This window comes from Brevibacillus sp. SIMBA_040 (assembly GCF_046535075.1).
In the GTDB taxonomy this organism is placed as follows: Bacteria; Bacillota; Bacilli; order Brevibacillales; family Brevibacillaceae; genus Brevibacillus.
Map to the genome: position 1 here is coordinate 1 of NZ_JAWRXI010000033.1, position 26,224 is coordinate 26,224.

Genomic DNA, 26,224 nt, shown 5'->3' on the forward strand with positions numbered 1-26,224 from the left:
AGCAGAAGCAGAAGCAGAAGCAGAAGCAGAAGCAGAAGCAGAAGCAGAAGCAGAAGCAGAAGCAGAAGCAGAAGCAGCTGTGAGTGTTGCTGAAAATTCGATTGAGATTACACCTGAAGATGTAGCAAACGTATTCGTACCTGGAACAGAGTTTCGAAGACTTGATCTTCATACAATGTTTGCAGGTCAGCGTTACGGAGGAATTTCAACTCCTTCTAGGTTTCCATTTATCATGCTTTTTACTGGAGAACGCGGTGAAGAGTATGGATACAAAGATGGTTGGAATGAAGAAGGCATATTCTTGTATACCGGTGAAGGGCAAGAAGGAAATATGCAATTCATCAAAGGGAATAAGGCTATTCTAGAGCATATTGAAGATGGTAAGGATATTCATCTATTTGAGTACATACGAACTGGCCATGTAAAGTATGTGGGGCAGATGATTTGTGTCGGATACAAAGTTAGAGATAAAGACAATAAAGGACAAGATCGAAAGGTAATTGTGTTTGAGTTAATACCAATTGAGGTAGTTAATAATGGAGAGCCTGCCAGCGCAATTGTTCCACCTGATTTAACATTAGAGGAACTTAAAACTATGGCGTTAACAACCGCAACTGAGAATCAGGGGATGTCATCTAAACAACGCTTGGTCCTATATCGGGAGCGTAGCGAAGCTGTAAAAAAGTACGCTCTTAAACGAGCGAACGGAATATGTGAAGCCTGTGATCATGGAGCTCCCTTTAAGACAGCTAAAGGAGAACCGTTTTTGGAAGTACATCACCTTCGAAGACTTTCTGATGGAGGACCAGATCAACCAGATTGGGTAGCTGCAATCTGTCCAAACTGTCATAGAAGAGTTCACTATGCGGAGGACGCTAGCGATTATAATAATAGATTGATACTACGAATTCAAAGGCTAGAGGGATGAATTAATGGAGGAATTATTGCCGAAGCTTTTGTCAATGTTACAGGTTCCCACTATAGTAGTAACAATATCAGTAATTGTATTAAGGTTAATAGCCGTATTGCCACTTACATTTGTCACAGCTCATGAAATTGAGAAGAAAATTTATACGAAGGAACAGAGACTCCTCTATCAAATAATACATTACCTGTTCAAAATGATTATTGTTACTATTTTTATGCTGCCATTCGGGGATTTCTTCGCAAATAATCCAAATTGGTATCGTAGTTTAGTCGCATTATTTGCTTTTATTTGTCTCAATATTTTCTTTGCAGTCTTATATTGGATGGATGAACTACAAAAGAAAATCACGGATATCAAAATGAAAAGTATTAGATTTCTATTTTTGATGGCGACAGGGATTTATTCATTAGGGCTCATTGTTTTACCACCATATTTTACTGGACCAATTGTAAGAATGTTGTATTCCGAGAACCCAGAAACAATGTCGATAAATTATTACATCATTTTAGCCTCGATTTTCTTTTTTTGTTCAATCTTTATTGTACTCATGCTAAAACCATTGAATAAGATACTTGCGTTTAAAACGGAGAAAGTTGTTTCTATAGAGATTGAAAAAGAAGGAAAAAAGGAAAAGTGGTACTTGCTACATCCAGTCAAAGCTGACAGGTATCTTATAGGGGATAATTATAATCCAGGACTTTGTAAAAGAAATATGATAATTACGAAAGAACAATTGATCGAGAAAGAATTTTTCATAGAGAATGTAGAATATCTAAAAAAAGACTCCTCGATATCCAAAAAAAGTGAAAAACCACTGCCTCTTCATCACTGATCAGGAGTTTTTGTCGTTTTATGTCGAGCGATAAAAACGAAATTATGTAGGAAATCAGAACTACTTGTCGAATACTGATTTTATGATATTGAGCGTGATTTAAGGGTGTGTAAAAATGGATGATACTTTAAATGAAGTATTGCAACATTGTGAAATTGAATGGGGGCAATACCATAATATAAATGATTTGCGAGGAAAAATAGAAAATTGGATCAAACATGCTTCTGAAGAAGAGAAGCATGTTTTGATAAGATTGTTAAAAAGGTACCAGTATTACAGCATGGTTAAAGTTAATTCAACTTTTATTGAATTGCATCAACGATTTATCCAACAGTTTCATGATGTTTTAGATCAAGTTCAAAATGCATTTACTAACACTTTATTTTTTCCAGTGTTTTCAAAAGGTGGTACTCGGACAAGTTCTGTTGATATGCATGGATGCTATCAACGAGCAAATGATTTATCAAAGCATTGCTTTAAACTTGACTTCAGGTCAGTAATACAAGAGGGAAGAATAGATCTGCATAGTATTGAAAATTTCGTGTTTATTGACGATATCATTGGCACAGGAAAAACTTTTGTTAAATTTATGAAATCACTTTATACAATTTATGGAGACTACCTTAATCAGAAACGGATTATCTATATAACACTTGAAGGATTCCAGTCTGGGATAGATTCAGTTAAACAATATGCTTCTGCGCATGGTATGAATGTAAATATAATTTGTAGTAACATACATATAAAAGCATTTACCCAGAATCATATTTTTCAACAAGAAGAGGTAGCTTTTAGTCGACAACTTATTTATGATTTAGAATTGAGAATCAATAATGGCAGAGAAGACGATTATGTTTTAGGTTATCAGCAATCAGAAGGGTTAGTGTCCTTCTACCATAATATACCTAATAATACATTGAGTTGTTTCTGGAGAGGTAACCAAAAGAATTGGAATGCATTATTTTCAGGACGTAATAATTTTGATCCTTTTCGGAAAGGTATCAGTAGTGGAAAAGCGATGTCCGAGAATAGGCAAAAGCGGAATAATGCTAAGTATCTTGTTAATATTAAAGAGGGGAAAAAATAATAGTTTATGGATTTCAAAAATCTTTTATTACTGATCTATTTTAACAACTATAAAACCTCCTATACGTATGAAGAGATGGCCTTGTTATTAGGACTATCGTATTACCATGTACAAGAACTTATCGATTTCCTACTTGAAAATGATTTATTAGCAATTAATGAACTTAAAATGATAGAGATATCAGATAACGGATTGGGTGTATTGAAAGAGCACAATTATCATGACATTTCATTAGAGGAATTATATAGTGCAAACCAAGATAATATTCACGACAACTTGAAAACTAAAATTAGTTTGGATGCTGTTTATTTACCTAATAATTTTAACAAGAAGTTTGAGGGTTACCAAAAATAATAGAATTCTACTGAGGGTCCTTTAGAATAGGATTTCGAGTCGGAATCCAAATTAATAATGTTACAATAAGTATTATCCTAAAATATCCTGCTGAAAGTTGAATCAAAGGATGTGGATATTTTAGGATATATCTTTACTTTGTAAAGATATGAGCTAAATCATTAATAATTCAGCGCACAATCAAATAAATGGTACATACAAAGAGAACGCTAAATTATAAATGTTTTAACTCAATTTTCAATATCAGGAAATAATAGGTAAATGACTCTCAGTAAAATTAAATTATTGTCCTCCTAATAGAAGGTGAATCAATGTCGAGTTATATTGAAACATTAGTTTCAGGTTTGAGAGAAAAAGGTTACAGAGATCAATATATTAATCTTTGTGTTGAATATTGCGAAAGACTAATTAATAACAATCTACCTGTAATTTTCGATAAAGACCATTTAGCGTTAGTTATGGGTGTAAGAGACAAGTACTTGGCAAAATTGTTCATGTTTCCTGAAAAATTTTATAAACAGGCCCGTATTCCAAAGAAAAAAAAGGGGGAGTATAGGGAAATCTCAATACCTTATCAAACATTAAAACACTTGCAACGATGGATACTTGAAAATATTCTTTATAGACTTAAAGTATCTGATTCATCAAAAGGATTTGTTCCAAATCTTTCAATTGTAGAAAATGCAAATAAACATCTTCAAAAAGAATGTGTCATAAACATTGATATAAAAGATTTTTTTCCTTCAATTCAATTTAATGAAATTTTTAATATATTTTATTATTATGGTTATACAAAAGAAATTTCCTTTATTCTAGCTAGACTATGTACTTATGAAGGAAGATTACCTCAGGGATCTCCAGCAAGTCCGTATTTATCGAATTTAGTTAACATAAAATTAGATAGACGATTTGAAAACTTTTGCAAGAAAATTGGAGCTGATTATACGAGATATGCTGATGATATTACTATTTCAGGTCCAAAATACATTTCAAAATATATTCACCAGTTAAAGGAAATAATAACCGATGAAGGATACAATTTAAACGAGGAGAAAACCAGAATACTATTTAAGCATCAAAGGCAAGAAGTCACGGGTTTAATAGTGAACGAAGTATTAGGTGTACCAATAAAAATGAAAAAGTATTTAAGGCAACAAATACATTATTGTAAGAAATTCGGTGTAAGTAATCATCTTATGAAAATTGGGAATCAAAGATCAAATTTTAAGGAGCATTTATTTGGGTTAGCGTATTATATAAAAATGGTAGAGAAAGAAAAAGGTGAAAAATTCATAGAAGACTTGAATACGCTCAATTGGGATTATTAATGGCTGTCAGAAAAATAATAAACAAAAAATGCAAAGGACGCGAATAAGTATTCCGTTCTTTTTTCATATAGGGATGGATTGTTGAACAAAAAGGCTACGCATTGCTAGACTAGCTTCTCTAAAAATTTATAGTATTAATTAAACAACGCTGGCACAGAAAAGTTAAAAATAACGTTATTCTTGAAGACTCACAAATTGTAATTTTAGGTAGTTGCTTTTTTAAACTTCTTAATGCCAGCCTTCAGTTGTAAAAAATGACTCACAAATGATTGGTCTATTTGCATTTCGCTATCTTGTTCTGCCAGATACCTAAGTTGCCTCACATACTCCAATAAAGTGCTTTTTCCTCTTCTTATATTTTTCTTACTGCTCATAAATCTGCCCCGTGTATAATATGGCAGCGAGTGACTTCCACTAGGGCTAATGAGGTAGATACCCCATATCTATCGTATCTTTCATCCAGGAATCCATTGCCTCTAAAAAGGCAGCGAGCGATAGGTTTTCCCATTCTACGGGGTTCAACTAGAAGATCGTGTCTTAATGCCTTAATAAATTGAATGAGATCATCTTTTGAATCAACTTTGTTGCATTGCTCAAAAAGGTCCATACTTTAGATTTCTCCTCCCTAATATAGCAAAGACACGCATCTTTTTAGCGTGTCTCGTTATCATTTCTGTTGCTCCGCAATATACCTTAAGTACCTCACATGCTCTAATGCCTTCTGTTTATCTTCATCGCTCAGCTTTTCTAATTCGTAGAAGAATAAGCTTTCATATTCGGAAAGTGGTTTGTCCTTATTGTCAGATACGGAGGTTGTCCCATCTTCAATATAACCAGCGGCTATCATCAAGGCTTCAGGAGCAATGTCGTTATTGGCTTTTTCAGCTAGCTTCTTAATAATCAACGCGCTTGGTGGATTCTCAATAAGACATCGTAACAAGCGAGATATGTATCCAGGGTCAACTCCAGAATCCATGCCAAATTTGTTAATGGATCTTGTACCTTTAGCCAAGTTTAGAAGCCTTGCAAATTCAGCTTTATTGAATTCCATCACTTTCCCTCCAATTATTATATAATTTTACTTCTTAAATTGCCTATAGACAATGGGAGTAGCAAAAAAATGTTGTTTGCAGGCAATAAAATAACTTGACCATTGTCTGTGGACATGATATTTTGGTATTGCAAGCAAACAATGGGGAGGTGAAAAAATGCGAGTAAACATCCAGGCCATAGAAAAACTTGCTGAGGTTCGGGGGTGGAGCACACCCGTACTAGCAGAGAAGGTAGGAGTCGAGTATTCATACCTATTTCGGATCTTGAATGGTAAGAAAAATGGTGGAGCGAAACTGTTTGTAGGGCTGTTTAAGCTCTGTAAGGAAGAAAACTTAAAAGTGGAAGATTATATTTTTTTAAATGAATCATTGTCTGCAAACAATGGCGAAACAGCCTGAAAGGAGGCCCACAATGATTAAACCACCTAAAGGTATCGAATTCCAACGAGAGTTCGCACCCGACAAGAAACGTATGGTCCATGCTTTAAAGGTGCTGCTCGAGTCACAGCCAGCTTTACGGAAAGAAACTATTCAGCCAGATCAGCCTGAGAAGAAAGAGGAAACCGCATAAGACATGACCAGTACCCTCACACAACTGCATAGAGCGCCGAAGAGCGGGAGCGAGCGAAGATATGAGCCGCACCATAATACATACCACCATTCCCCAGGTAAGGGTGATGAAGGTCAGGTGGGGTCACTGCCAAGACTCGACGCTGCATGTAGTTGTGTGATGAAAGCGAGGTGAAAGGTTATAACTGAGTGGATCAGATTAGCTGCGCGGGCTTTCATAATTGGACATGAAGTCCACTTTCTTCCCGAGATTAATGAATGGGTTTATGCAGATAACGGAAAGCCACTCAATGAAGAAGAACGGTCTTGTATTAAATGTGGGTTATTTCCTACATCAGAAGGTCACGACCCATGCATAAAAAATTTGCCTGGAGTCAATGCAGCTTGTTGCGGACATGGGACTACAAGTGGATATGTCTCGTTTGAAAATGGTCTTGTGATAAGAGGTGATTTCGATCACATTGGGCCGCGTCGTGAATCTCCCGGTTATCTTACTTCAAAAACCCGAGGTTCGAAATGAACAATCAACTCAATGTCCAAGTTGCAGCTTGGATTAGGGCACCTGACTATACCACCGTCTATCTACACTTTTTCAAATTTTTCGGTAAATCTACTCGAACACTTTGGACAAACAACATCAACATCCACTTGACTAAAACTTCTACGTGGGTCAGACAAACATACCTCTCCTTTTGACACGGCCCTATTTCAATTTTCGACAATGGGTATGGATAATCCTACCAATTATAAGGAGGGGAGTTCAATTGGACAACCTCGATGAACTTGTAAAACGGATTGGCTGGTACACAAAGAAGGTCAATCAATCAGCAAAATGGTCACGTGAAAAACGAGCAAAGCGAAAATCTAAACTGCTTGCATACAAAGCTCGGCTGCATGAATTTATCGCAGAAGAAAGAAAAGCCTCGGCTCATCAAGGGGCCGAGGGAGAGTCTAGAAGATGAGCTAGCCTCATTGTACAAACCCTCAGTATTGTTGTCGTTTCCAAGTTGGAAATTTTCGGGGAAAGGAGGCTCCGAAATGTTCTTAACCGATTACGCCACTCTTATGAAAAAGATGAGAATCCGTGCTGGCTTAACTCAAGAGCAATTGGCTGCATTGCTAAATCGTACGAAAAGCTGCATCTGCAAGTTTGAAAAGGGAGACAAGCTACCAGACATTCATACATTCATGTCATGGGTTCGTGCAACAGACGCTACAGAAGTTGCTGTAGCGGTTCTATGTGGAGTAGATACAACATCCATCATTCAGCAAGTCATGGGTATGCTTTTCACACTCTGGTTGATCTAAAGGGAGGAATAAGACGTGAAAAAAGACTGGAACAAGTTGGCGCAAGCAGCGCATGAGAAACACTTCTTTCAAGATGTTGTAGTAGCTTCTCAATATCCAGGAGGACTTAAAGCATTGAAGAATTATCGCGATCGATTGCATTTAAATCGCCAATTCTATGAGGTGAAGGAGGTAAGAAAGGCATGAAGGACCTGACAACGGCAGCTGGAGTAATTGAATTGGTTTGCGATGGGGATCGCCCAGTGGGACGAAAGGTAATTACCCTTGGAGAAATGGTTGAGCTGGAACAGATGGTAGACAAAGAAAAAACCGCCTGCAGCGAACAGACGGCTTAGAAAAACATTTGTAAATGAAGATTAACATATCCAGACAAGGAGGACAAGCCCTATGAAAAGACCTAGACAACTGAGGATTTCTACCAGAATTAAGCGGTTAATTCCGAAAGGGAAGCAGGTTTTGATTGTATGCGTTGGTACAGATAGATCAACAGGCGATTCTCTTGGTCCTCTGGTTGGAACGGATTTGAAAAAGCGTGGATTTGATGTCCTTGGGACATTAGATGAACCAGTGCACGCTATCAACCTGTGCGAAACGTTGGAAATAATCCAGGATAAATATCAAAACCACTTTATTCTTGCAATTGATGCTTGCTTAGGTGCTTTCAATAGTGTTGGCAATATTGAGGTTGCATGCGGTGCATTGAAACCCGGTGCTGGGGTAGGGAAAGAATTGCCCCCTATTGGTGATGCCAGCATAACAGGTGTTGTGAATGTAGGTGGATTCATGGAATATTTCGTTCTTCAAAATACGCGTCTCTCATTGGTAATGAAAATGGCTACTCAGATAGCAGATGCTTGTGAGGAAGCTATTAAGGGAAAGAAAACCACGCGAAAGCACAAACGGGGAGCATAAATTCCCATTCGAATTAACGCGGGGCTAAAAGTTTGACAGAGGGCTTCGGCCCTGCGTGGAAGATTCATAGTAGCACATTTCAAGTTGAATGGGTGTCGCACATGAAACTGAGTCTTCCACGGAGGATTGAAACCTCCCGGGGCGAACGCCCTGACCAAGTACATAGCGAGGTCAAGACGTGGCGTAGGCAAGGAACTACAGCGGCTACCGTAGAGGTAGGGGCGGTGGCACCTCGCGATCAAAATGAAAGGGGGGATATCGGTGTTAGTAGTTCAAATAATGGTTCTAGATGATCCAGATGAGGTCAATTGTTTTCTCAATGAGTTGCCAGCGGAACAGATAATTGATGTGAAAGTAACATCTGTCCTTGATACTGCTACAGACTGGCCATCAATTCGGGAAACTTTCACGATCGTTTACAAAACAGAGAAAGACCCAGCGTTGCAGCGCTGAGTCTCGGGTCTTTGATGCACGATTGGGAATCAATTCAATTGTAGCTTATGGCCCCTCAAAAAACAATTAGGAGGGATTTATATGTCAATTAACGCATTGATTGCCCTGGATCTGGATGAATTGCAAGAAATCAATTTTCAGGTACCAGAGGCGGTAGTAAAGGAACGCTTCAAAATCGATGGGCTGGACTCTCTCAACTGGGCTCTTCGAAAATTGTCAGCTCTGGATGCTAAGCAGTTGGATGCCCGTGAACTAGCAAATAAGGAAAAGGCTCGAATCCAAGAGTGGTTGGACAAGGAGACTCGCACTATCGAAGAGAGCCGTCAGTTTTTCAATATGTTGATAGAGGAATATGCTCGAGGACAGCGTGCTCGTGATCCAAAGTGGAAAGCATCTACACCATATGGCAAGGTTAGCTTTCGCAAGCAGCCCCCAAAATGGGAGTACGACGAGAAGAAGGCGCTAGATACGGTTGAATCGGCTGGATTGGGTCAGTTCATCCGTGTGAAAAAAGAGCTGGATAAAGTCGCCCTTAAAGGCAATGTGCAGGTTCTGGAGGATGGTCGGATAGTTGAACCGGAAAGCGGTGCTGTGATCGAAGGTGTCCTGGTGTTCACGCAGCCAGAAGCATTGAAAATAGAGGTCGCTGATTCATGAGCGTTTTCAAAAAGATTTTAGCTGTTATGAAAGATGTTGAGTATTTGCAAAAGGACGACAAGGTTGAATTTAAAACAACAAAATACAAGGCAATCTCAGAAGAGAAGGTTACATCCGCTGTAGGAGCTGCAATGAGGGAACACGGTCTGGTGATCGTTCCAATTGAACAAGAACACTTCCGTGTTGGAGACCTCACAACCGTTAATGTGAAGTACAAAATTATTGATGTGGATACGGGGGACAGTATTGTTGCAGTTTCTAGCGGAACCGGAGTTGACACCCAAGATAAAGGGGTCGGAAAAGCAATGACTTACTCATATAAATATCTGCTGTTGCGAGCATTTTCCATTCCAACAGGAGAAGACCCTGACAAGGTATCAAGTGACGAATGGGACGAGAAGTTAAAGAGTCAGCAGAAGCAAGGTCAGACCCAAAACTCCAATAAGAAGTCTGAGAGTAAAGAGCCTTCAGAAGCTGTCCTGAAAGCCAAATGGCAAAAACTTGCCGGGTCCTTAGAAGGATATGATACGTGGTACAAGTCTCAAAAAGAAAAAGGAACAACCAATCAGCAAATGGATGAAGCTCTCACGAACAAAATGAAAGAGAAAGGTGTGGCATAAATTGAACCGAGTCTTTTTAATCGGATACCTTTCCCGTGACCCTGAAATGAGGTACACACCAAACGGAGTAGCTGTGACAACCTTCACGTTGGCTGTTAACCGCCCTAAGTCGAAAGACGGGGCGGAGCAGCAGCCAGACTGGATCAATAGTGTGGTATGGCAAAAAACGGCTGAGAATTGCGCAAACTATTTACGCAAAGGTAGCAAGGTGCTGTTGGAGGGACGAATCCAAACCCGTTCCTACGAAGACAAGGAAGGTAATAAACGGTACGTGACTGAGGTTGTGGGAGACAATGTACAATTCCTGTCTCCTAAAAATCAAGATAATACATCTGCTGAACCATTCTCGCCACGACCACCAGTTAACATAAGTGACGATGATCTACCTTTCTGATAGGAGTGTTGGAAGATGAGCGAGGTTAGGAGCTTGGATCGCCTGAAACTGTACTATAGCGAGATAAACACGCTTAACGACGAAATCCCTGCCCAGGTAACACGCAAAATCTATCTGTATAGCCTCGCTCTTCTGGAAATCGGTCGATTCCATGCTGAAGCAGTGAATGAATATGGTCGTCTCTATGCTGAGAGAAAGGGTAGATGGGGACAGATAGCAGCGACAACAGTAGGTAGTGGAGTTGTAAAGGAAGCTACAGCTGATCAGATGACTCAAGAAATAAGGATCAAAGAAGCACAAGCGGAATCGGAAGTGCATCGCTGGAAAAACAGCTTTGAAGCCACACAAGAGATTATCAATGCTTTGAAAGTTCATCTCAAAGTGCTGGTGAAGGAGTTGGATGTAGCATGATTGGACAAGTCTACACTCTCCGCCTTTTGAAATGGGAAGTTGTGGGATTCAGGCAGAGCGATGGTCATGAATGCGCTAAACTGCGGTGCTTGGAAAAGCGTAAAAAAACTTGGATTGTACCAGTTGTATTCCTTGAGATGCAATCACATCGGAGAGTTTCTTAAAGAGGGGAGAATGCCAGGGGATGGGCATAGCAGAATTCGGAACAACGGGGTTTTACGTCCTCCCCCGTTTAACCTTTCGATGCAAAAGGGACAAATGGATTTTCCATGAGATCATGAGCGAAGCGAATTTCAAGGACAACGAAAAGTGTAATCGTGGACAAGCTGTTTTCATCATCAAGGACTATGTCAAAGAGACAAAGTGGTCAGAAGATCAAATCAAATACTCGCTCAACCAGCTAAAATCGATGGGATTAATCCAGTGGCAACTCTACAGAGGGAATACAAAAAACGGCTTGCTGATCACGGTTAACCACTACAATGAATTTCAAAATCTTGGTAGTTATAGCCGTCAAAAAGGCTCAGATTTTCCCGAAGAGAATCCCGAAGAGATTCCGACTGAAATCCCGAAGAGCGAGGGTGCTGAAAACCCAGATGTACCAAGGGTTGAAGGGGTGTCCGGTGAGTCACATTCCCGAAGAGATTCGGAAGAGAATCCCGAAGAGATTCCCGAAGTATATAAGAACAGCAGTAAAGAACAGCATGTAAAACATAAAAAAGATTCTTGTCCCAAACGCCCGAAGCGCGTTTATGACGAGTCGACAGATGCATTCATTTTGGCAAGGTATCTACGTGAACGTATCCTTCGTTGGAAACCTGACGCTAAGGTTCCAGAAGCAACACCGATAGCACTTGCTTCATGGGCAGATGATATGCGAAAGATGATCGAGTTGGACAAACGTAGCAAGTATGACATTCAGCTTGTTATTCAGTGGGCAACAGACGATTCCTTTTGGCAAGTAAATATCCTCTCAGCAGGCACATTACGAAAGCAATACGACAAGCTGGATGGAAACATGCGTAGGAAAGTGGTTCCTATGCCTCAGTCACGTGTAGATCAGCCGCCAACAAATGCTCCAATGAGACATGGATCAGACCAAACTCATGCTGGATTTGAAAGACGCGCTGCCAATGATATGGCATTCCAAGAAATGCTTTTTGGGAAAGGGGAAAGTACATGATTGACCGTCTACAGAACCTGCCAGCTGAAAAGGCAACGCTAGGCAGCATAATCATGGAGCCGATAATCCTAGACGAAATTGAATTGATCCTATCTCCAGAAGATTTCTCACATTCAGGACACCAAGAAATATTTAAATCGCTGCTCAACCTGCGAGATAGAGGGGAAAAGATTGACCTTGTTGCAATAACCACCGAATTGAGTAAACAGAAGCAGCTGGATGCTATAGGCGGTGTACCTTACTTGACTAGTCTTGGAAGTGTCGTTGCCTCAGCAGCAGCAGTGGATCACCACGCTGAATTAGTCAAAGAAGCAGCAACAACGAGGAAAGTATTTCGATACGCGGAGTCCCTTCGAGCCAGGGTACTAAACGGAGATTATGATTCTGCCGCCGAGCTGTTGAACTTGGCAGAAGAGCAAGTCTCTGAAATACGACCAAACAAACGCGGAGGGTTGCAGGCGATAAAGGACTTTATCCTCGATCACATTTCAGTAATCGAAAACACTCGAACAGATGGCGGCTCTCTTCTTGGAAAATCGTGGGGCATACCCAAAATAGACATGCTAACGAGCGGAGCGTGCGGGGGGCAATTGATCATCATTGGTGCTAGACCTTCCGTTGGGAAAACCGCATTCGCTTTGAAGATGGCGCGGGCGACGGGCATACAACCTGATAGCGACCCGGTAGCAATTTTCTCGTTGGAAATGAGAAAGGGAGACCTGTTAAACCGGATGCTCTCTGCGGAGGCCAAGATACCACTCTTGAAAATCAGGCACAACAAAATGAGCGAGGGTGAGTGGCATTGTTTCACAAAGGCAAGCGATAAGTTTTACCGCTCTAACATCCACATGGAGGACAAGGGAAGACAGGCGCTTGTAGAGATTGTCGCTGAGTCTCGAGCGCTGAAACGAAAACATGGCAAAGTTGGGATGATTCTGATCGATTACCTTGGCCTGATAGGAAACAAAGGTCGTGGTCGCCGTAACCGCAACGTGAATCGCGATCAGGAGATCGGCGAGTACACTGGCACGCTGAAAGAACTAGCCAAGGAATTGGATTGCCCAGTTGTCCTTCTCGCCCAGTTGAACCGGGATATTGATAAGGGAATTGTAAAACGTCCGAACCTTTCAAGCCTTCGTGAAAGCGGAAATATTGAGCAAGACGCTGATGTGGTTGCCTTTTTACATAGGGATGACAGCGAAGAGTACGTCAATTTTGCAACAGGAGAACCTATCAGCAAAGTTGAGGTCATCATTGCAAAGAATCGCGATGGATCAGTAGGGACTGTGAACCTTGCCTTCAGGCGCGTGTTTCAGGAATTTATCGACTGGGATTTGGCACCGGGGCGACAAGTGCAAGAAACATTGAATACTGGTTCCTAAACGGGGAGGGGAACAAGCATGAAGCAAGGTAAACGCCCAAACAGGCGACAGAAAGAAGAATTAGAATCACGCGATTTAAACCCTTCAAATTGGCTGGTGGAGCGTGACAGCACCACAGAATATATTTTGATTCATCGGTTCTCTGGTACAAAACGGACGATCAAGAAAGGAGCCTATTGATGAAACGCAGGATTAAAGCAGCCAAGCAAGATAGTGATCAACCGAAAATGTCCAAATATAAAAACAAGATCACCTTCGTAGATGACATCAAGTTTGACTCCAAAGCCGAGTCCGAATACTACCTTGTCCTAAAAGAAAAATTTGCCCGTGGCGAGATTCAGGATATGCGCTTGCAACCAGTTTACGTTCTTCAGGACAAATGCACACGCAATGGTAAGAACCTTCAGGCAATAACATACAAAGCAGATTTTGAAGTGCTTCACTTGGACGGTTCGCTGGAGGTTATCGACATCAAGGGTGAAGAGACGGAAGCATTCAAAATCAAGGCGAAAATGTTTATGTACAAATACCCGAACATGAAGCTCACCTTACTGAAAAAGGTGCTGAAGTACGGCGGTTGGATCACCACCGACGAGTATAAAGAGAAAAAACGCGAAGAGAAAAAAGCAATATAACCATGGGAGAGTGTAGAAGATGAGCAATCAAGCACAATTTACGGCAATGGTAAAGAAAATGGCAACGGATGATAAAAAAATGGTCTTGAGCCTGGAACTGGTCGGGAACGTCGAGCCTGTAGCGTTAGTAAATGTTTTAGACATGATCGGTGAGAAGGTAGTTGTAAACCTAGGTAATCCACAAATGGCGATGGAATTTGACGAGGAAGACAGAGCAGAACGTCCGGGGCTTTCCGTCACAACTGATCAATCTGGAGTCGTTACAACAGTCAGCGGGCATAGCGACGATATCGAAGAAGATGACCAGGTAGATAACGATGAACTGGACACCGAGGGCGACGAGGGCGAAGACCTTGAACACGATGAAGACGATGAGGATGAGGATTCCTCTGAAAACGGGGAAGACACCGAAGACATTCAATCCGAAGAATCAGAAGGTGACACTCCTGATTCAGAGCAGCAAGGTCATGAAGAATCCGAGGATAACACGGATGGAGACAACGACCAGGATGCAGAGAAGCAAGAAGATGCTGCTGCATCAATCGACAAAGAAAAGCTGGAAGCATTTATCTTGAGCGGACAGGCCCCGGTATTTGATGAATTTACGTTTGATTTCCCGGAACTGCTACAGCGCAAGAAGAACGGGGAAACATGGATCAGAATTGCTCAAAGTTTGAGTGTAAGTTCAACCAAAATTTCATCTGAATTACGTGAATATAAAAAGCGTGTCGCTGAACATATGGCAAAGCAAAACGGCGAGGAACCGGGGGCAGCGTAAAGCTGCTCCTCTACCCTAGAAAGGGTGTGTCTTATGTCAGCCTTTAAACCGAAGCCAGATCACCCGTGGAGACGGAAATTTATAGCCACAAGCCAAGAAAACGAATTTCTCAAGCAAACCATCGTTAATCCGAAAGTGAACAATTGGAAGGTAGGCGGCGCTTTACCGCCATGGAACGGGAGGAAATAGGAATGAGGACAACATTTACATCCCTGCATTTGTTCTGCGGCATAGGTGGCGGAGCGCTCGGATTCCAACAAGCAAAAGAAGAATGGCGTGGAGCTGTCGGACAGATAGAGACAGTCGCTGGTATTGATGTAGACCCGGATGGTTGCGCTGATTTTGAAAGAATTACCGGCGCCCCAGCATATCAAATGGACCTTTTCAGCAGGCAGCAATATAGCGACTTTCACGGACAGGAACCGCCAGATGAGTGGCAAGAAGTCACTCCCGATGATATCTGGAGGGCTGCGGGTAGACAATCACCTGACATTGTTTTTACAAGCCCGCCATGCAAAGGATTCAGCGGCTTACTTCCAGAGAAGTCAGCTAAAACGATGAAGTACCAAGCGCTTAATCAGCTCACAATCAGAGGCATGCGCCTTTGCCTCGAAGCGTTCCAAGATGATTTGCCCTCCCTTTTCCTCTTAGAGAATGTACCTCGAATCACTTCACGGGGAGCTACCTTGCTAAAAGAAATCAAACAACTACTAGGTAAGTACGGATACGTTTTTCACGATGAAAGCCACAACTGCGGGGAGATTGGCGGTCTTGCTCAACATCGTCGTCGATACCTTTTAATCGCTCGAAACCCTCAGAAGCTTTCGAACTTCGTCTATAAGCCACCTTCCCGGCGTGTAAGAGCGATCGGGGAAGTAATCGGACCTCTACCGCTTCCGAATGATCCAGCTGCAGGTCCTATGCACAAACTGCCACGGCTTCAGTGGAAAACGTGGGTCAGGTTAGCTCTAATACCTGCAGGCGGTGATTGGAGAGACCTTGAGAAAGTTGATTGGGAGAATTACCAGATTGCCTACGAACCGCGCAAGGGAGCATTGGCAGTAGGAGATTGGGAAGAGCCTAGCGGAGCAGTCACAGGGGCTGCTGGCTACGGCAGAAGCAATGGTACACAGGCTATTGCGGACCCGAGGTTAACGCTGCAATCCATGTATCCAAGCGGCTATGGTGTACAGAATTGGGACAAGGCTGCTCAGACAATCCGATCGGCAGGAAGAATCATGAATGCACCTGTCTCCATAGCTGATCCAAGGCTGACAGAACGTGTAGGACGGCACCCAGGAGTTTATCAGATTGGCAGATTTGATAGCCCGGCCCAATGCGTTACAGGTACCCGATTTGGTAGCGGCGCACCAGCTATCAGTGATCCACGCACAGGCTTCAAGGAAGGAACCCACGGGGCAATTTACCGGGTGATGAGATATGAGGAACCAGCTAACACCATAACGGGGGCTATGAGGCCAAATAATGGCGCTCCATGCATCGCAGACCCCCGGCTCGGTGTAGAGAAGGGGTACACCAATAAGCGTCAGATTCTTGCTTGGGAGGGTCCAGCGAGCACGGTAACAGGAACACCTGATATTCAGTCTGGAGCTCAGAGCATCGCCGATCCACGACTTGGCTGCGCGCCACGGTCAGGAACACTTGGGGTACAGGATTGGAATGAGCCAGCCAAGACGGTGATTGGTTCAGGTGATATTCATGCTGGCGCGGCTGCAATTGCTGATCCACGCATTCCAGCAGACAACGAGCGCGGGACATGGGTCATCGTATCTGAGGATGGCACATGGCACCGCCCACTTACGACGTTTGAACTGGCTATGCTGCAAGGATTTCCTATCCTGCTGCATGACGGTACTCCGTTCGAACTGGTCGGCAATAACGATGCCAAGTGGAGAGAACGTATCGGAAATGCGGTACCATCTGCAGCTTCCCAAGCCATTGCAGAAACCGTTCTACGATCAATGCTTGCTGAACAAGACGGAACATGGATGATGGCGGCAGAAGAGATTTGGGTGAAACCGGAGGAACAACAAGAGCCGGCACAGCTCGTTCACTGAGGATAACTGCGTCCGTGGCTGCCAAACAGTTCGCGGACGCTACCATAAACCCGAACATGCATGTCTGGAAACACGATAGCAACATGGCCATCTTCGAGTTGTAGACGCTCACTGTTTTGCTCAATGACGAACGGAATCTCCATTGCTTGTAGGGCATCTTTCAGATAGCTGACCTCAGACCAGGGCACAGCGTAATAGAACGACTTTTCCACGATACCAACTCCTTTGTGGACATTGTGCCATGGTGATTTGGGACAAAAAAAGTGAATTAACACAAGCTCAATAGTTAGTGAAGAAAAGAGGTTTGAACGATGCAATGCCGTGTACAAATTTACTTATAACGTAAATGCTTCAAGTAGATTAAGGACAATCAATTTTTAAAAGGAGTACGTGGTGAAACCATGATGCTATTGTAGTCATTCCGATTATTGGGGTCAGTATTCGAAAACATTACCATAAAATCCCCAACTTTATACCAAATCTCAAATCTATATTTATGATTCCCGTACGTATTTTCACCGAAAATATTAAAAATCTGTTCTTTGGTTAATGATTCAAATTTTGCTTGTATGACAGTTAGACGTTCCTCTCCTTCGAATTTATTAAGCATATATCTATACCCGTTTCGGTCGAAATAGCTGGTATGCAATCTTACTGAAACATAGTCTTCCTCTTTTATACCAAATTTTGATTGCAGCTCTTCTTTTGTTAGATGAAAAGTAATAGCACCGCCTAAATTTCCTTCATGGATATTCTCTAGAATGTGGGTTAGAAACTCTTGAGCGTTAGATTGAGATTCTTGGGGTTTGAATCTTTCATAGGCAGTCATAGATGAAACATCTGTCAAATAGGAAAATACCGGGGTAAGAAGATACATTATTAAACCAATTACTAAGGCTATTTGTTGGATTTTTTTCATGCAAGGCCTCCAGGCTTATTTCACCATTTCGTTCATTAGAAGTACTTTTTCGGTGTAAGTATTAAGTTAAATCAAGCGAGCTCTGTAATATCTTCTGGGATGCGAGCAGACAGGATTCGAAGGAAGGACTTAGAGATTCACCAAAGAAGCGAGTAAATACCCGTTGGATTAATTTAGCTAAATCCTCCGGAGAGGTAATACCCCTAGCTTCTTCGAAAATCGCTCGACTTTCAATATCATACTCATCTGGAGGGGCATGACCTGCTAGTAATCCAATGGGGTCCCAATTATCTATCACAACTTTGATTTGTTCAAATGTCATAAATTCACCTCAGAGTGATTTTCATTCAATTTGACATATTGCTCAAATGTTACCATGAATTCTGACTTGCTACATCGCTTAATATATTCAATCGAAAGATTTAAAAAGACCACCGTCCAAGAGTTTATACAAAAGTGTCCCTAGTTCTTTTTTTAATGCATCTAGCTTTTCTCCGGTTGCGTAATGGGTTTGAGTTTCAAGTTGATTAATGATCCAAACCACGTTATTTACAGTTTTTCTATTGATCTCTTCTTTTGAACCTAAGGCAATATTGATTTCATCAAGAAGGTCATATAAAAAATCAAATTTTTTACGGTCAACGATGGATCTTGGTCGTAAATCACTGAGTATATCCAAGCACACATCGGATAGTTTCTCTTCTAAATAGTCCATTTTCATTGAGCTACCTCCGTATATCAGAAATGTGGTTATGGTAAATTCATCCACAAATTATTAACACAATGCTCAGAATGTGAAAGTGCTTTCTTAGGTTGTAGAAGGGTTAATAATTTCGTCTCCAAAGCTACTTTCTGACATGATAAATCCGCCTAGATATCCATCAACCATAAATTCGAGTCTTTCTGTGAATAGATGGATCTTTTCGCTAGGGTAATTGTTGATCTTAAATTGGTCGTCCGGAGACAAGTGACACCACAATAGAGTCATAACTTTGCTATAAATCATTACTATAGCTCTAGTTAAATCTCTATTTAATGGAGCATTTAAGTTCTCTTTGGTTAATGAAATGACACTGTTGTAAAAAATCCAGTAGTATTTTTCATCAAAAGTATTTAACTCACTCAATGAATGAATGAAAGAACCTTCACGACATTCGTAATTGGAGAAGATGATTTGCATATCGTTATTCATTAGCTTCCTCCATAAGACGATATTAGATGGCTCGATTATAGCATGTGAAAAGCGGACTGCTTTACAAAATGTGTAATTTGGAAATCAGTCTTCAATACCAACAAAAGGGATTTTTCCAGACCAAAAACGATTCAGTGCATCCCACCATCTTAATGAGACTGGATGTAAGTAACAAACAAAAACTTCCGGATCTAATTCAACATGTGAGGAATGATTTTGTAATGATTCAAGAAATCCAATTGTCGCAGCTTCTCTAACATAACTGTCGCCATTGGTATGGAGGTTCTCCACAACCTTGAATATGCAAGGAAACTCATTGAGCATTTTCTTTTGATAAAGATCCACAATGTGACTAGTGAAATCTCCAATATCGACATAAAGGAGACACTCTTCACCATCGTCATATGAGTCCCTTACGTATTCTAGCCATCTTTCTTTATAGGAAGGACAGGCAGATAAAAACAAGTCCATAACTTCTTGTTTTTGAATCATTCGATTATCACTCCAACAAAGGTATATCGAAATGTTATCACATTAACAGCTGAATTTTACAAAATAGTTATTAAGACAAGACTCTCACAAGGTCCAAAGAAAAAGCCACCCTGATTTCGAGTGGTTAGTAGTAAAGGTTAGATTCCATACGCATTTCGCGGTTACTCCAAGCCTAACATTTTGGCTGCCTTGAGCTTGGATTTTACAAAGTCATCGACTGTCTCTTTCATATCTTTCGATTCGAGAATTAGGTATGTTTCACTAATTATATCTAAGGACATGTACATGCTGCCTACTTCAGCAAATAAAGCTCTTTCTTCTTTGTTTAAGTCTTTCAACATCCCATCATATTTATCGCTGTACGACTTTAGATTTTTCTTATCTTCTTCTGAGTATGTTTCTATCGCTATAATTCTTTCATTTAGCAAATTGTAGTATTTCAACGAATCATCATACAATTCTTTGCGGATGGAAGAGTCATTGCCACATCCAGATAGCAGAAATGATAAGAGCAAGAAGAAAATTAAAAACTGCTTCATTAAGGGTTTACTCCTCACAATGTTTTTGGGAATATTATACAACTTGTTTATGAATTACAGCAAGCTAGCCTGTTATCTTTGCTGGATTTAGTGGCTCCTGTTGTAGACGTGATCCAGCACTTAACAAATCGGTAATTAAGAAAAGAGAAACCCCTAGGTTTCCCTAAGGGATCGTTGATGGCCTTAGACAATAAATACCGAGAAGCTAGTAGATACTGTTGCACCATGTACATCAATTGCAGTAATCGTAATCACCGCGTTACCTGTATTATTACCAACTCTACTTATTGTAATTGAATCATTGTTGTTGATGATTCCTGTCACAATACTAGAGTCATTCGACACAAGTGTATATGTCAGAGGTTCCCCTTCTGGATCGTTAAAGTAACCATTAATAGGTATGGTAACACCACTTGTTGAAAAAGTGTAATTGGAAAAATTCTTTAAAACGACAGGTGGTAGATTGCTATTCTCGACTTATCCCTTCTGTTTGTGAGGGATTCCGTACGAGCCTACACCGTGCGGGCGACTTTCATCGCACACGGCGTTCCATCAACGAATAAGAAGCGAAAATTTACAATGGGCAATATGATCATACAACTCATATGTCTTGATTTACAGTTTTTGTTTTCGACATAACACACGATTTGTTAAACTTTCTGCTTTGATAACGGTAACTAAAATCATTTGTAAAACAGTCAATTTTGACTTATGATAACAGTAACTAAAATCAAAGTGGAGTGATATTCATGTCTAAACGAGGCGGTAAGCGAGAGGGAGCAGGGAGAAAAAAGCAAGGTATCATACGAAAAGTATCCGTAAATATGCCTCAAGAATTCTGGGACTTTGCAGACAGCTTTGAAACCTTCACTGATTGTATTAAGGAACTATGGAAACTCAAAGACGAAAACAGTAACCGAAATCAAATGGTTGATAACGGTTACCTGAATCAAGGTGATGAATTCAGTAACCAATATAAACCAAAAGAAATTGGTAACCAGATTCAAATCGATGAAGTCGGTAACCAAAATCTAACGACTGAGTCTTTGACTGATGCTGAAAAGAGGAAGGTTACTAAAGAATCCAAATTTATTTTTGACGACATCGGTTTTCACCACTCTAAACCAACCGTATTCGTGATTGGTAGGTTTGAACAGATCGGCTCAAAACTGGCACCATATCTGTATGAAAAACTGCTTACTAGGAAGTTCGAAGAAAAGCACTTAGCTGCTATACATGAGTCGTGGACTCAGTACAGAACAAGTCAGCAGAAGTTGGAAGAGTTTAGAAGACAGCAAGACCATGAACGCCAAGAACGGTTGAACAAAAGAAAGTGATTTTACAAAACAATCGATTTGATAAATAGGGAGGATAAAGGTATGCCAATCATTGACGAGTACGGCTCAAGGCAGTTGCACTTTGGAAAGGGTGACATCAGCGTTGGCGGTGGTCTGCTGGCGATGTATGAAGCTGTGGGAGTTGTTACTTTCAAGCAACAAGAACCGAGGGAAGTCGGATCACGTTCAGAACATGGACCCGGCCACTCGCTAGAACCCAACGAAACACCCGTACGGATGACGTTCGATAATGTGGAAAGTATCAATGTCGTCATCAGGCAACTGGAAGTGGTTAAGAGGATGATGATTGTGAAGATTGAGTCGGGACGTGACGTGTGTAGTAAGTGCGGGCTCGTAGAATTACCAGTCAACAGCCCTTTCCATCGTTGTCAGGAGTGCCGGAGCAGATAGGTGATTTAACATTTCATTACTTTTGTTTAATCAGCAAAGATCCAGCGCTCTCCATACCTATAAACAAACTGCTCGTTTTCCGGTGTTTCTTCTATAGGTACACCTGATCTCGTCTGAGTTTGTTGATGTATTGCAAACGGCCCATTGACACCTCGGTACCAGGCAGAATATTCACTTCCGTTTTTTGTATAGGTCACTTTATAAAATTGATGTCCTGCCTCCAGCCTACGCCGCCCATTTTCGGAATAGACAGGGAAGGGTGTTAAATCTAAAGAAACGCTTTCGATACTAATTACAGTTCCACCCTGAGAACCAATGAACTCTTGAATCACTTCTTTATGAGCAGCTTTTCCAGCAAAATAAGAATAGAGAGTAAAAATAAAAGCTGCAATAAAAAAGCAACCAATAATAAGAGCAGTAGTTTTATTTCCCACTTTTCTAAAAATCAAAATAGACTCCCCTTTTAAGTATTACTCAAGTTTACGTCACAGGGAGTAATAGGTTTCACTGATTTAACAAAAGAGAAATTGAGTAGTTTAACTGTATCGAGTCTTCTTCTTAATAAGGATACCCAAGCATGCAACGAACGCATAGAAGCATCCCCATAAAACCCAAGCGTCAATGTTAACGATAAATGTATCCCAGCTGGTTGTTGTGAAGAGTAAAGGCAAAAAGAATGAAATAACAGCACCCAGGTACTTTTTCTTGAAAAGGTACGAACAAACCAATCCAATAAGAAATGCGAGTATTGGAATGTAGAGCAACACAAGTGCGAAAGGATTGAGATTGTCATTGAATAAGTACAGCAAAGTCATCACCTCGATTATTTATACGGTCATTTTAGGTGCTGAAATGAATTCACGAAAGTACCAACATTTAATGGTACCTCATTTATGCTAGCTTCAATTTAACATAATATTTCAAGAGTTAATCTGGTGTTGAAATAACTACCGATTACCCTGACTAATGGGTTGTTGGTCTTTAGAAAGTATCTTTGTACGAATGTTCAAGTAGAAATCTATTCTTTGACTCAGAGAAATGATTAGGGGGTCTGTTAATTTGTACGACTGAGCCATAGTGTTTAGTTCACTTCTTAGGGCTTCGATTATTAGATCCAGCCGTTCAATATCATCAGTCTCCATGCCTGCACCCTTTTCTGCTACAAATTACCCAAATTATAGCAGTGTCTGTAGAAGAAGACTACTGAATTTCTATATTTGTTAAACATTTGTAATAGAAGATAAAGACATAAAAAAAGCCCCCAACGGGAGCCAGAATATGTGTTCGACAACCATATTATACCACGGGCTTACCGCGAGGGGGAATTAGAGATGAGCGCACAAATACAGGAACAATTGTCCTTTCTGAAACCAGTAAACGAAACGGAAGTTAGAAAAGCGGTTGCAAAGGAATTGAAAGAGTATAAAGCCCTCCGTGTTGCTGTACAGAATAAGCAGGAACTAAAAGAAAAGGGTATAGGTCAATTGTTTCCACGCCTCCAGCAAACAGAGACAATAAGCGAACTGAAGGCACGCCAAATTGAACGGGCGCTGTATTACTCGTTGGATGAGGTTGAGCGTCGAATTATTGAAGAGAAGTACCTTAGCAGTTCGAGAGTAAAGGACATTAACGTTTACTTGGATCTGGGACTTACAAAAGATCAATATTACACAAAAAAGAAAGAGGCAATCTTTCAAATTGCCACGGCACTCGGTATGATCTGAGTGCTTTTTTATTCTTCATGAAACAAGCCTACAGTGGCTATAGATTTTGCTCGCCTATTATAAATGTTGTTACGTTAACCGGCAGTTTTATATTAACTCTTCGGTTTAAGTTAATGAAATCGCAAATATCAAATTTTTGTGTTAAGGTAATTTTATTGGGGGGAACTATCATGCAATCCATCGTGAAAAAGACCATACTAGTTTGTCTTTTTGGTTTCTTCTATGGTTCGATTCTCTCATTGATTATAAGTTTCGTGTTTATGATTATTGCACAATTGTTTGCTGGTGGTTTGACATCGATATGGGGTGATCTATGGCTTTACTATGCGACAGTTGTTCCATTTTCAGTTACATTTATGGTCTTGGCAATAATTTTTGTCATAAAGCGGAAGAAGCTAAATAGATCTTTTCATTTAGTAGTAAGCACTATGACTGGTCTTTTTGTGCCTTGGTATAGCGGGACTATTGGTGCTATATTTGGTGAATTTATTGTTAGAGGCGGGCGGCTTAGAACACCTATTGATGGAGGTTATGTAGGTGTTAACATCGAAGGAACTTTAATTTGGGGAACTATTTATGCCTTTATCTTTTTACCTGTAAGTATCCCCATCGCGTATGCAACAATATTATCCTTCCGTAACTTTTTAATCATGTTCAACATTTTGCCAAAAGAAAACATGAATTCATCTAGCTAAATACAGCAGTACCAGAAACCACCTTAAAGGTGGTTTTTGTTTTGGGTAAAAATTAAATTGTTTTTCTCCAAAAAACCTCGACAAAAAGTAGGACAAAATCAGGGATAAAAGGCAGGACGATTTGAAATGGTAGAACCGGTAATCTTGTGTCAAGGGCGGCAACACTAACCCTTGGGAGATACCGTCTTTCCCTTATCAATGGCGTACCTGAGCGAATCTATGGATGATGACGAATGTTACCTTACGAGAGGGGGACATTTTGAGTCTGAACGCGCTAGTCTTGCGATGATCGTAGCAGGGAACATGCAATTGTTTTTTCGTTGTATGCATTGCTGCGGTTTTCAAGTTTGGGAACCCCTCTCGGAGCTTTAGAAAATCGCCATTACTCTGTTGGGATATACCGGACAGGGGATAATGCAAGACCTACGGCTTCGGCCCCTCGCCCCTTGTCCAGTACCTCTCATCCTTTTGAAGTAAAAGTAGATTATTGAAAAAAGCGAAATTCTAATTATATGAATTATTTCCAAAAATAGGTTGCGATAAAATCAAAAATATGGTAATTTTCATTATATTGTGGACAGTACATAATAATATTTGTTGTAGGAGGACTTGCTGTGTATAAGAAAAGCATGAAAAAATTTTTTGTACTAGGGGTTGCAGCAGTTTCTTTGTCAATTTTGGCAACTGTAAGTAGTCCATCACACGCTGCTTCAACAACTGTAACTTTAGGAGTAAAAAAAGTCACTCAAGCAGCATCGTTATGGTGTTGGTCAGCATCGTCAGTATCTGTATTAAGTTATTTTGGTATTAAAGTTACTCAATCCGATTTTGTTGAATATGTAAAAGGTGAGGTTTCGAATCAATCGGGAAATATTAGTGAAGTCATGGATGGACTCGATCATTATGGGCTTCAAAGTTATCGAGAGAATAACTCATTAACTTTTAAGGAGACGGTAAAGGAAATAAACAATGATATACCTGTATTAGCACGCATAAAATGGAAAACGGGAAATACAGCTATTGGTCATATGGTTGTTATTGACGGCTATACAAACGGCTCAACTAGATATCTAAGGTATATGGATCCTGATAAAGGTGAATATTCTATTATGACTTATGACAGATTTGTAGATAGCTCGGGTCAAGAGTGGACCCATACCATATATGGATTCGAGGAAAACTAATTGAGGAGGTAAAACATGAAGAAGATTACATTTGCGGTTTTGGGAATAGCAACTCTTGCTGTAATGTTTTCGTTTTCTGCTGTCGGGGCAATTAATGAAGGGAAAAGGGATGCCTTTAATGCATATAAAAAATTCGAGTCAGCAGGCAATAATAAAACTAAAACACTACAAAAAAATAATGTGAACGAATCCTTGTCTGATTACTCAATCGACAGTGCTCATTTACCTGATTCAGAAGCAATAAAATCTTTTAAAGGTTCTAGTATTACTGATTTACTAGTACCTTCAGATGAAAAACTGTGGTTTATTATGGAGGGAGATAATGCTAAAGGCATAGTTATAGCAACGGATACTGAGCCAATTCAAGCAGGTCTCGAAAAAACAGGGCCGGAATTGTATGAAATGTACAAGGATATCATTCAAGAGTATGGTAAAGATGTTCAAGTGAAATATTCGGACTACGCAGGTGGTTTTATTTTTGTAGCGGTTGATTCAAATGGAAATGAAGGTATATGGCTCGAAGAACGAGCAGCGAAGCTACTTGATCTTAATCCCGGAACTAAGTACAGTTCTGAACAAGTTCTTGAAAGTATCAACGATGGGCTAATCTCTAGCGACGAGGATGTCTCTGACGATGACTTGCTAGGGGGAGGTAATTAAGAAAGAAAAGGGACAGCGATATGCTGTCCTTTTTTATCATGTGCGCCCAGCATGGGCGTTATCTCTAGGGTTAAAGTCCCGAATGGTGAAGGCAGTAGTAGCCATTAGC

At 40.6% G+C, this 26,224-nt stretch carries 41 protein-coding genes and 1 pseudogene; 29 read left to right on the forward strand and 13 right to left on the reverse strand.

From position 1 onward, the window contains the following. From SB752_RS31035 to SB752_RS31055, 5 genes are all read left to right on the forward strand, one after another. Positions 1-928 (forward strand): HNH endonuclease (locus SB752_RS31035; RefSeq protein WP_410719275.1); only part of this gene is annotated, 928 nt, incomplete at its 5' end. A 4-nt stretch (positions 929-932) separates the two neighbouring features. Then, a complete protein-coding gene (locus SB752_RS31040; protein ID WP_410719276.1) occupies positions 933-1,760 on the forward strand; it encodes a hypothetical protein in 828 nt (275 codons plus the stop codon). Between the two features lie 115 nt (positions 1,761-1,875). Continuing rightward, entirely contained in the window at positions 1,876-2,847 is a 972-nt protein-coding gene (locus tag SB752_RS31045; RefSeq protein WP_410719277.1) for a phosphoribosyltransferase-like protein, read from the forward strand. Positions 2,848-2,853: 6 nt separating this feature from the next. Beyond that, positions 2,854-3,201, forward strand: coding sequence for a hypothetical protein (locus SB752_RS31050; RefSeq protein WP_410719278.1), 348 nt, complete (start codon positions 2,854-2,856; stop codon positions 3,199-3,201). Between the two features lie 311 nt (positions 3,202-3,512). Continuing rightward, positions 3,513-4,529, forward strand: a complete 1,017-nt coding sequence (locus SB752_RS31055; RefSeq protein ID WP_410719279.1) for a retron St85 family RNA-directed DNA polymerase — start codon at positions 3,513-3,515, stop codon at positions 4,527-4,529. A 203-nt stretch (positions 4,530-4,732) separates the two neighbouring features. Here the strand turns inward: SB752_RS31055 and SB752_RS31060 are convergent, their stop codons facing one another. From SB752_RS31060 to SB752_RS31065, 3 genes are all read right to left on the reverse strand, one after another. Then, positions 4,733-4,903, reverse strand: coding sequence for a hypothetical protein (locus SB752_RS31060; RefSeq protein WP_410719280.1), 171 nt, complete (start codon positions 4,901-4,903; stop codon positions 4,733-4,735). Between the two features lie 46 nt (positions 4,904-4,949). Next, positions 4,950-5,051 (reverse strand): DUF7660 family protein, encoded by a 102-nt coding sequence (locus SB752_RS33550; protein WP_486304125.1) that lies wholly within the window; start codon positions 5,049-5,051, stop codon positions 4,950-4,952. Between the two features lie 145 nt (positions 5,052-5,196). Then, positions 5,197-5,580: a hypothetical protein gene (locus SB752_RS31065; protein WP_410719281.1), complete on the reverse strand. Its 384-nt coding sequence runs from the start codon at positions 5,578-5,580 to the stop codon at positions 5,197-5,199. Positions 5,581-5,737: 157 nt separating this feature from the next. Here SB752_RS31065 and SB752_RS31070 point away from each other — a divergent pair, with 157 nt between their 5' ends. From SB752_RS31070 to SB752_RS31155, 18 genes are all read left to right on the forward strand, one after another. Continuing rightward, positions 5,738-5,980: a hypothetical protein gene (locus SB752_RS31070; RefSeq protein ID WP_410719282.1), complete on the forward strand. Its 243-nt coding sequence runs from the start codon at positions 5,738-5,740 to the stop codon at positions 5,978-5,980. Positions 5,981-5,993: 13 nt separating this feature from the next. After that, positions 5,994-6,152, forward strand: a complete 159-nt coding sequence (locus SB752_RS31075; protein WP_410719283.1) for a hypothetical protein — start codon at positions 5,994-5,996, stop codon at positions 6,150-6,152. 763 nt (positions 6,153-6,915) lie between these two features. Then, complete coding sequence (locus SB752_RS31080; protein ID WP_410719284.1) at positions 6,916-7,113, forward strand: hypothetical protein; 198 nt, start codon at positions 6,916-6,918, stop codon at positions 7,111-7,113. A 76-nt stretch (positions 7,114-7,189) separates the two neighbouring features. Continuing rightward, entirely contained in the window at positions 7,190-7,459 is a 270-nt protein-coding gene (locus tag SB752_RS31085; protein WP_410719285.1) for a helix-turn-helix domain-containing protein, read from the forward strand. 15 nt (positions 7,460-7,474) lie between these two features. Next, on the forward strand, positions 7,475-7,645 hold the full coding sequence (locus SB752_RS31090) for a hypothetical protein (protein WP_410719286.1): 171 nt from the start codon (positions 7,475-7,477) through the stop codon (positions 7,643-7,645). Beyond that, positions 7,642-7,794 carry a hypothetical protein gene (locus SB752_RS31095; RefSeq protein WP_213022503.1) on the forward strand — a complete coding sequence of 51 codons (153 nt, stop codon included), beginning with the start codon at positions 7,642-7,644 and terminating at the stop codon, positions 7,792-7,794. The genes SB752_RS31090 and SB752_RS31095 overlap by 4 nt, the downstream gene beginning before the upstream one ends. Positions 7,795-7,846: 52 nt before the next feature. After that, positions 7,847-8,371, forward strand: coding sequence for a spore protease YyaC (gene yyaC, locus SB752_RS31100; RefSeq protein ID WP_410719287.1), 525 nt, complete (start codon positions 7,847-7,849; stop codon positions 8,369-8,371). Positions 8,372-8,632: 261 nt separating this feature from the next. Next, positions 8,633-8,824: a hypothetical protein gene (locus SB752_RS31105; protein ID WP_410719288.1), complete on the forward strand. Its 192-nt coding sequence runs from the start codon at positions 8,633-8,635 to the stop codon at positions 8,822-8,824. Between the two features lie 81 nt (positions 8,825-8,905). Next, a complete protein-coding gene (locus SB752_RS31110; protein WP_410719289.1) occupies positions 8,906-9,481 on the forward strand; it encodes a host-nuclease inhibitor Gam family protein in 576 nt (191 codons plus the stop codon). Next, positions 9,478-10,101: an ERF family protein gene (locus SB752_RS31115; protein WP_410719290.1), complete on the forward strand. Its 624-nt coding sequence runs from the start codon at positions 9,478-9,480 to the stop codon at positions 10,099-10,101. Before SB752_RS31110 ends, SB752_RS31115 begins: the two co-directional genes overlap by 4 nt. Position 10,102: 1 nt before the next feature. Then, complete coding sequence (locus tag SB752_RS31120; protein ID WP_410719291.1) at positions 10,103-10,495, forward strand: single-stranded DNA-binding protein; 393 nt, start codon at positions 10,103-10,105, stop codon at positions 10,493-10,495. Positions 10,496-10,510: 15 nt separating this feature from the next. Further along, the gene (locus SB752_RS31125) at positions 10,511-10,906 is read left to right on the forward strand and encodes a hypothetical protein (protein ID WP_410719292.1); all 396 of its coding nucleotides are present in this window, start codon (positions 10,511-10,513) and stop codon (positions 10,904-10,906) included. A gap of 277 nt (positions 10,907-11,183) precedes the next feature. Further along, a complete protein-coding gene (locus SB752_RS31130) occupies positions 11,184-12,089 on the forward strand; it encodes a hypothetical protein (RefSeq protein ID WP_410719293.1) in 906 nt (301 codons plus the stop codon). Further along, a complete protein-coding gene (locus tag SB752_RS31135) occupies positions 12,086-13,471 on the forward strand; it encodes a replicative DNA helicase (protein WP_410719294.1) in 1,386 nt (461 codons plus the stop codon). The genes SB752_RS31130 and SB752_RS31135 overlap by 4 nt, the downstream gene beginning before the upstream one ends. An 18-nt stretch (positions 13,472-13,489) precedes the next feature. Further along, entirely contained in the window at positions 13,490-13,651 is a 162-nt protein-coding gene (locus SB752_RS31140) for a DUF6906 family protein (protein ID WP_410719295.1), read from the forward strand. Then, positions 13,651-14,106: a DUF1064 domain-containing protein gene (locus SB752_RS31145; RefSeq protein ID WP_410719296.1), complete on the forward strand. Its 456-nt coding sequence runs from the start codon at positions 13,651-13,653 to the stop codon at positions 14,104-14,106. Before SB752_RS31140 ends, SB752_RS31145 begins: the two co-directional genes overlap by 1 nt. Positions 14,107-14,125: 19 nt before the next feature. Further along, positions 14,126-14,884 (forward strand): hypothetical protein, encoded by a 759-nt coding sequence (locus SB752_RS31150; protein WP_410719297.1) that lies wholly within the window; start codon positions 14,126-14,128, stop codon positions 14,882-14,884. Positions 14,885-15,075: 191 nt separating this feature from the next. Beyond that, positions 15,076-16,962: a DNA cytosine methyltransferase gene (locus tag SB752_RS31155; protein WP_410719298.1), complete on the forward strand. Its 1,887-nt coding sequence runs from the start codon at positions 15,076-15,078 to the stop codon at positions 16,960-16,962. On the opposite strand, the gene SB752_RS31160 is transcribed toward SB752_RS31155, so the two are convergent. The 8 genes and pseudogenes from SB752_RS31160 to SB752_RS31195 form a co-directional block, all read right to left on the reverse strand. Further along, positions 16,956-17,174: a hypothetical protein gene (locus SB752_RS31160; protein WP_410719299.1), complete on the reverse strand. Its 219-nt coding sequence runs from the start codon at positions 17,172-17,174 to the stop codon at positions 16,956-16,958. The genes SB752_RS31155 and SB752_RS31160 overlap by 7 nt on opposite strands. A gap of 158 nt (positions 17,175-17,332) precedes the next feature. Continuing rightward, on the reverse strand, positions 17,333-17,881 hold the full coding sequence (locus tag SB752_RS31165; RefSeq protein ID WP_410719300.1) for a hypothetical protein: 549 nt from the start codon (positions 17,879-17,881) through the stop codon (positions 17,333-17,335). 61 nt (positions 17,882-17,942) lie between these two features. Then, positions 17,943-18,203, reverse strand: a complete 261-nt coding sequence (locus SB752_RS31170; protein ID WP_410719301.1) for a DUF1871 family protein — start codon at positions 18,201-18,203, stop codon at positions 17,943-17,945. An 87-nt stretch (positions 18,204-18,290) separates the two neighbouring features. Continuing rightward, positions 18,291-18,602, reverse strand: coding sequence for a hypothetical protein (locus tag SB752_RS31175; RefSeq protein WP_410719302.1), 312 nt, complete (start codon positions 18,600-18,602; stop codon positions 18,291-18,293). Between the two features lie 87 nt (positions 18,603-18,689). After that, positions 18,690-19,073 carry a hypothetical protein gene (locus SB752_RS31180; protein ID WP_410719303.1) on the reverse strand — a complete coding sequence of 128 codons (384 nt, stop codon included), beginning with the start codon at positions 19,071-19,073 and terminating at the stop codon, positions 18,690-18,692. An 84-nt stretch (positions 19,074-19,157) separates the two neighbouring features. Then, a complete protein-coding gene (locus tag SB752_RS31185) occupies positions 19,158-19,565 on the reverse strand; it encodes a DUF7674 family protein (RefSeq protein WP_410719304.1) in 408 nt (135 codons plus the stop codon). Positions 19,566-19,726: 161 nt separating this feature from the next. After that, a complete protein-coding gene (locus tag SB752_RS31190; RefSeq protein ID WP_410719305.1) occupies positions 19,727-20,104 on the reverse strand; it encodes a hypothetical protein in 378 nt (125 codons plus the stop codon). Positions 20,105-20,287: 183 nt separating this feature from the next. Further along, positions 20,288-20,554 (reverse strand): annotated as a pseudogene (locus SB752_RS31195) (hypothetical protein); the annotation flags it as partial. 299 nt (positions 20,555-20,853) lie between these two features. Between SB752_RS31195 and SB752_RS31200 the strand changes: the two are divergent. After that, positions 20,854-21,441, forward strand: a complete 588-nt coding sequence (locus SB752_RS31200) for a hypothetical protein (protein WP_410719306.1) — start codon at positions 20,854-20,856, stop codon at positions 21,439-21,441. A gap of 42 nt (positions 21,442-21,483) precedes the next feature. Beyond that, the gene (locus SB752_RS31205; RefSeq protein WP_410719307.1) at positions 21,484-21,852 is read left to right on the forward strand and encodes a hypothetical protein; all 369 of its coding nucleotides are present in this window, start codon (positions 21,484-21,486) and stop codon (positions 21,850-21,852) included. A gap of 26 nt (positions 21,853-21,878) precedes the next feature. Here the strand turns inward: SB752_RS31205 and SB752_RS31210 are convergent, their stop codons facing one another. Further along, positions 21,879-22,301, reverse strand: coding sequence for a hypothetical protein (locus SB752_RS31210; RefSeq protein WP_410719308.1), 423 nt, complete (start codon positions 22,299-22,301; stop codon positions 21,879-21,881). 498 nt (positions 22,302-22,799) lie between these two features. After that, positions 22,800-22,994, reverse strand: a complete 195-nt coding sequence (locus SB752_RS31215; RefSeq protein WP_410719309.1) for a Spo0E family sporulation regulatory protein-aspartic acid phosphatase — start codon at positions 22,992-22,994, stop codon at positions 22,800-22,802. A 189-nt stretch (positions 22,995-23,183) separates the two neighbouring features. Between SB752_RS31215 and SB752_RS31220 the strand changes: the two genes are divergently transcribed. From SB752_RS31220 to SB752_RS31235, 4 genes are all read left to right on the forward strand, one after another. Beyond that, the gene (locus SB752_RS31220; RefSeq protein ID WP_410719310.1) at positions 23,184-23,576 is read left to right on the forward strand and encodes an ArpU family phage packaging/lysis transcriptional regulator; all 393 of its coding nucleotides are present in this window, start codon (positions 23,184-23,186) and stop codon (positions 23,574-23,576) included. A gap of 170 nt (positions 23,577-23,746) precedes the next feature. Continuing rightward, complete coding sequence (locus tag SB752_RS31225) at positions 23,747-24,271, forward strand: hypothetical protein (protein ID WP_410719311.1); 525 nt, start codon at positions 23,747-23,749, stop codon at positions 24,269-24,271. A gap of 614 nt (positions 24,272-24,885) precedes the next feature. Continuing rightward, positions 24,886-25,455 carry a C39 family peptidase gene (locus SB752_RS31230; RefSeq protein WP_410719312.1) on the forward strand — a complete coding sequence of 190 codons (570 nt, stop codon included), beginning with the start codon at positions 24,886-24,888 and terminating at the stop codon, positions 25,453-25,455. Between the two features lie 15 nt (positions 25,456-25,470). Then, on the forward strand, positions 25,471-26,115 hold the full coding sequence (locus tag SB752_RS31235) for a hypothetical protein (protein ID WP_410719313.1): 645 nt from the start codon (positions 25,471-25,473) through the stop codon (positions 26,113-26,115). Positions 26,116-26,224 lie beyond the last annotated feature (109 nt).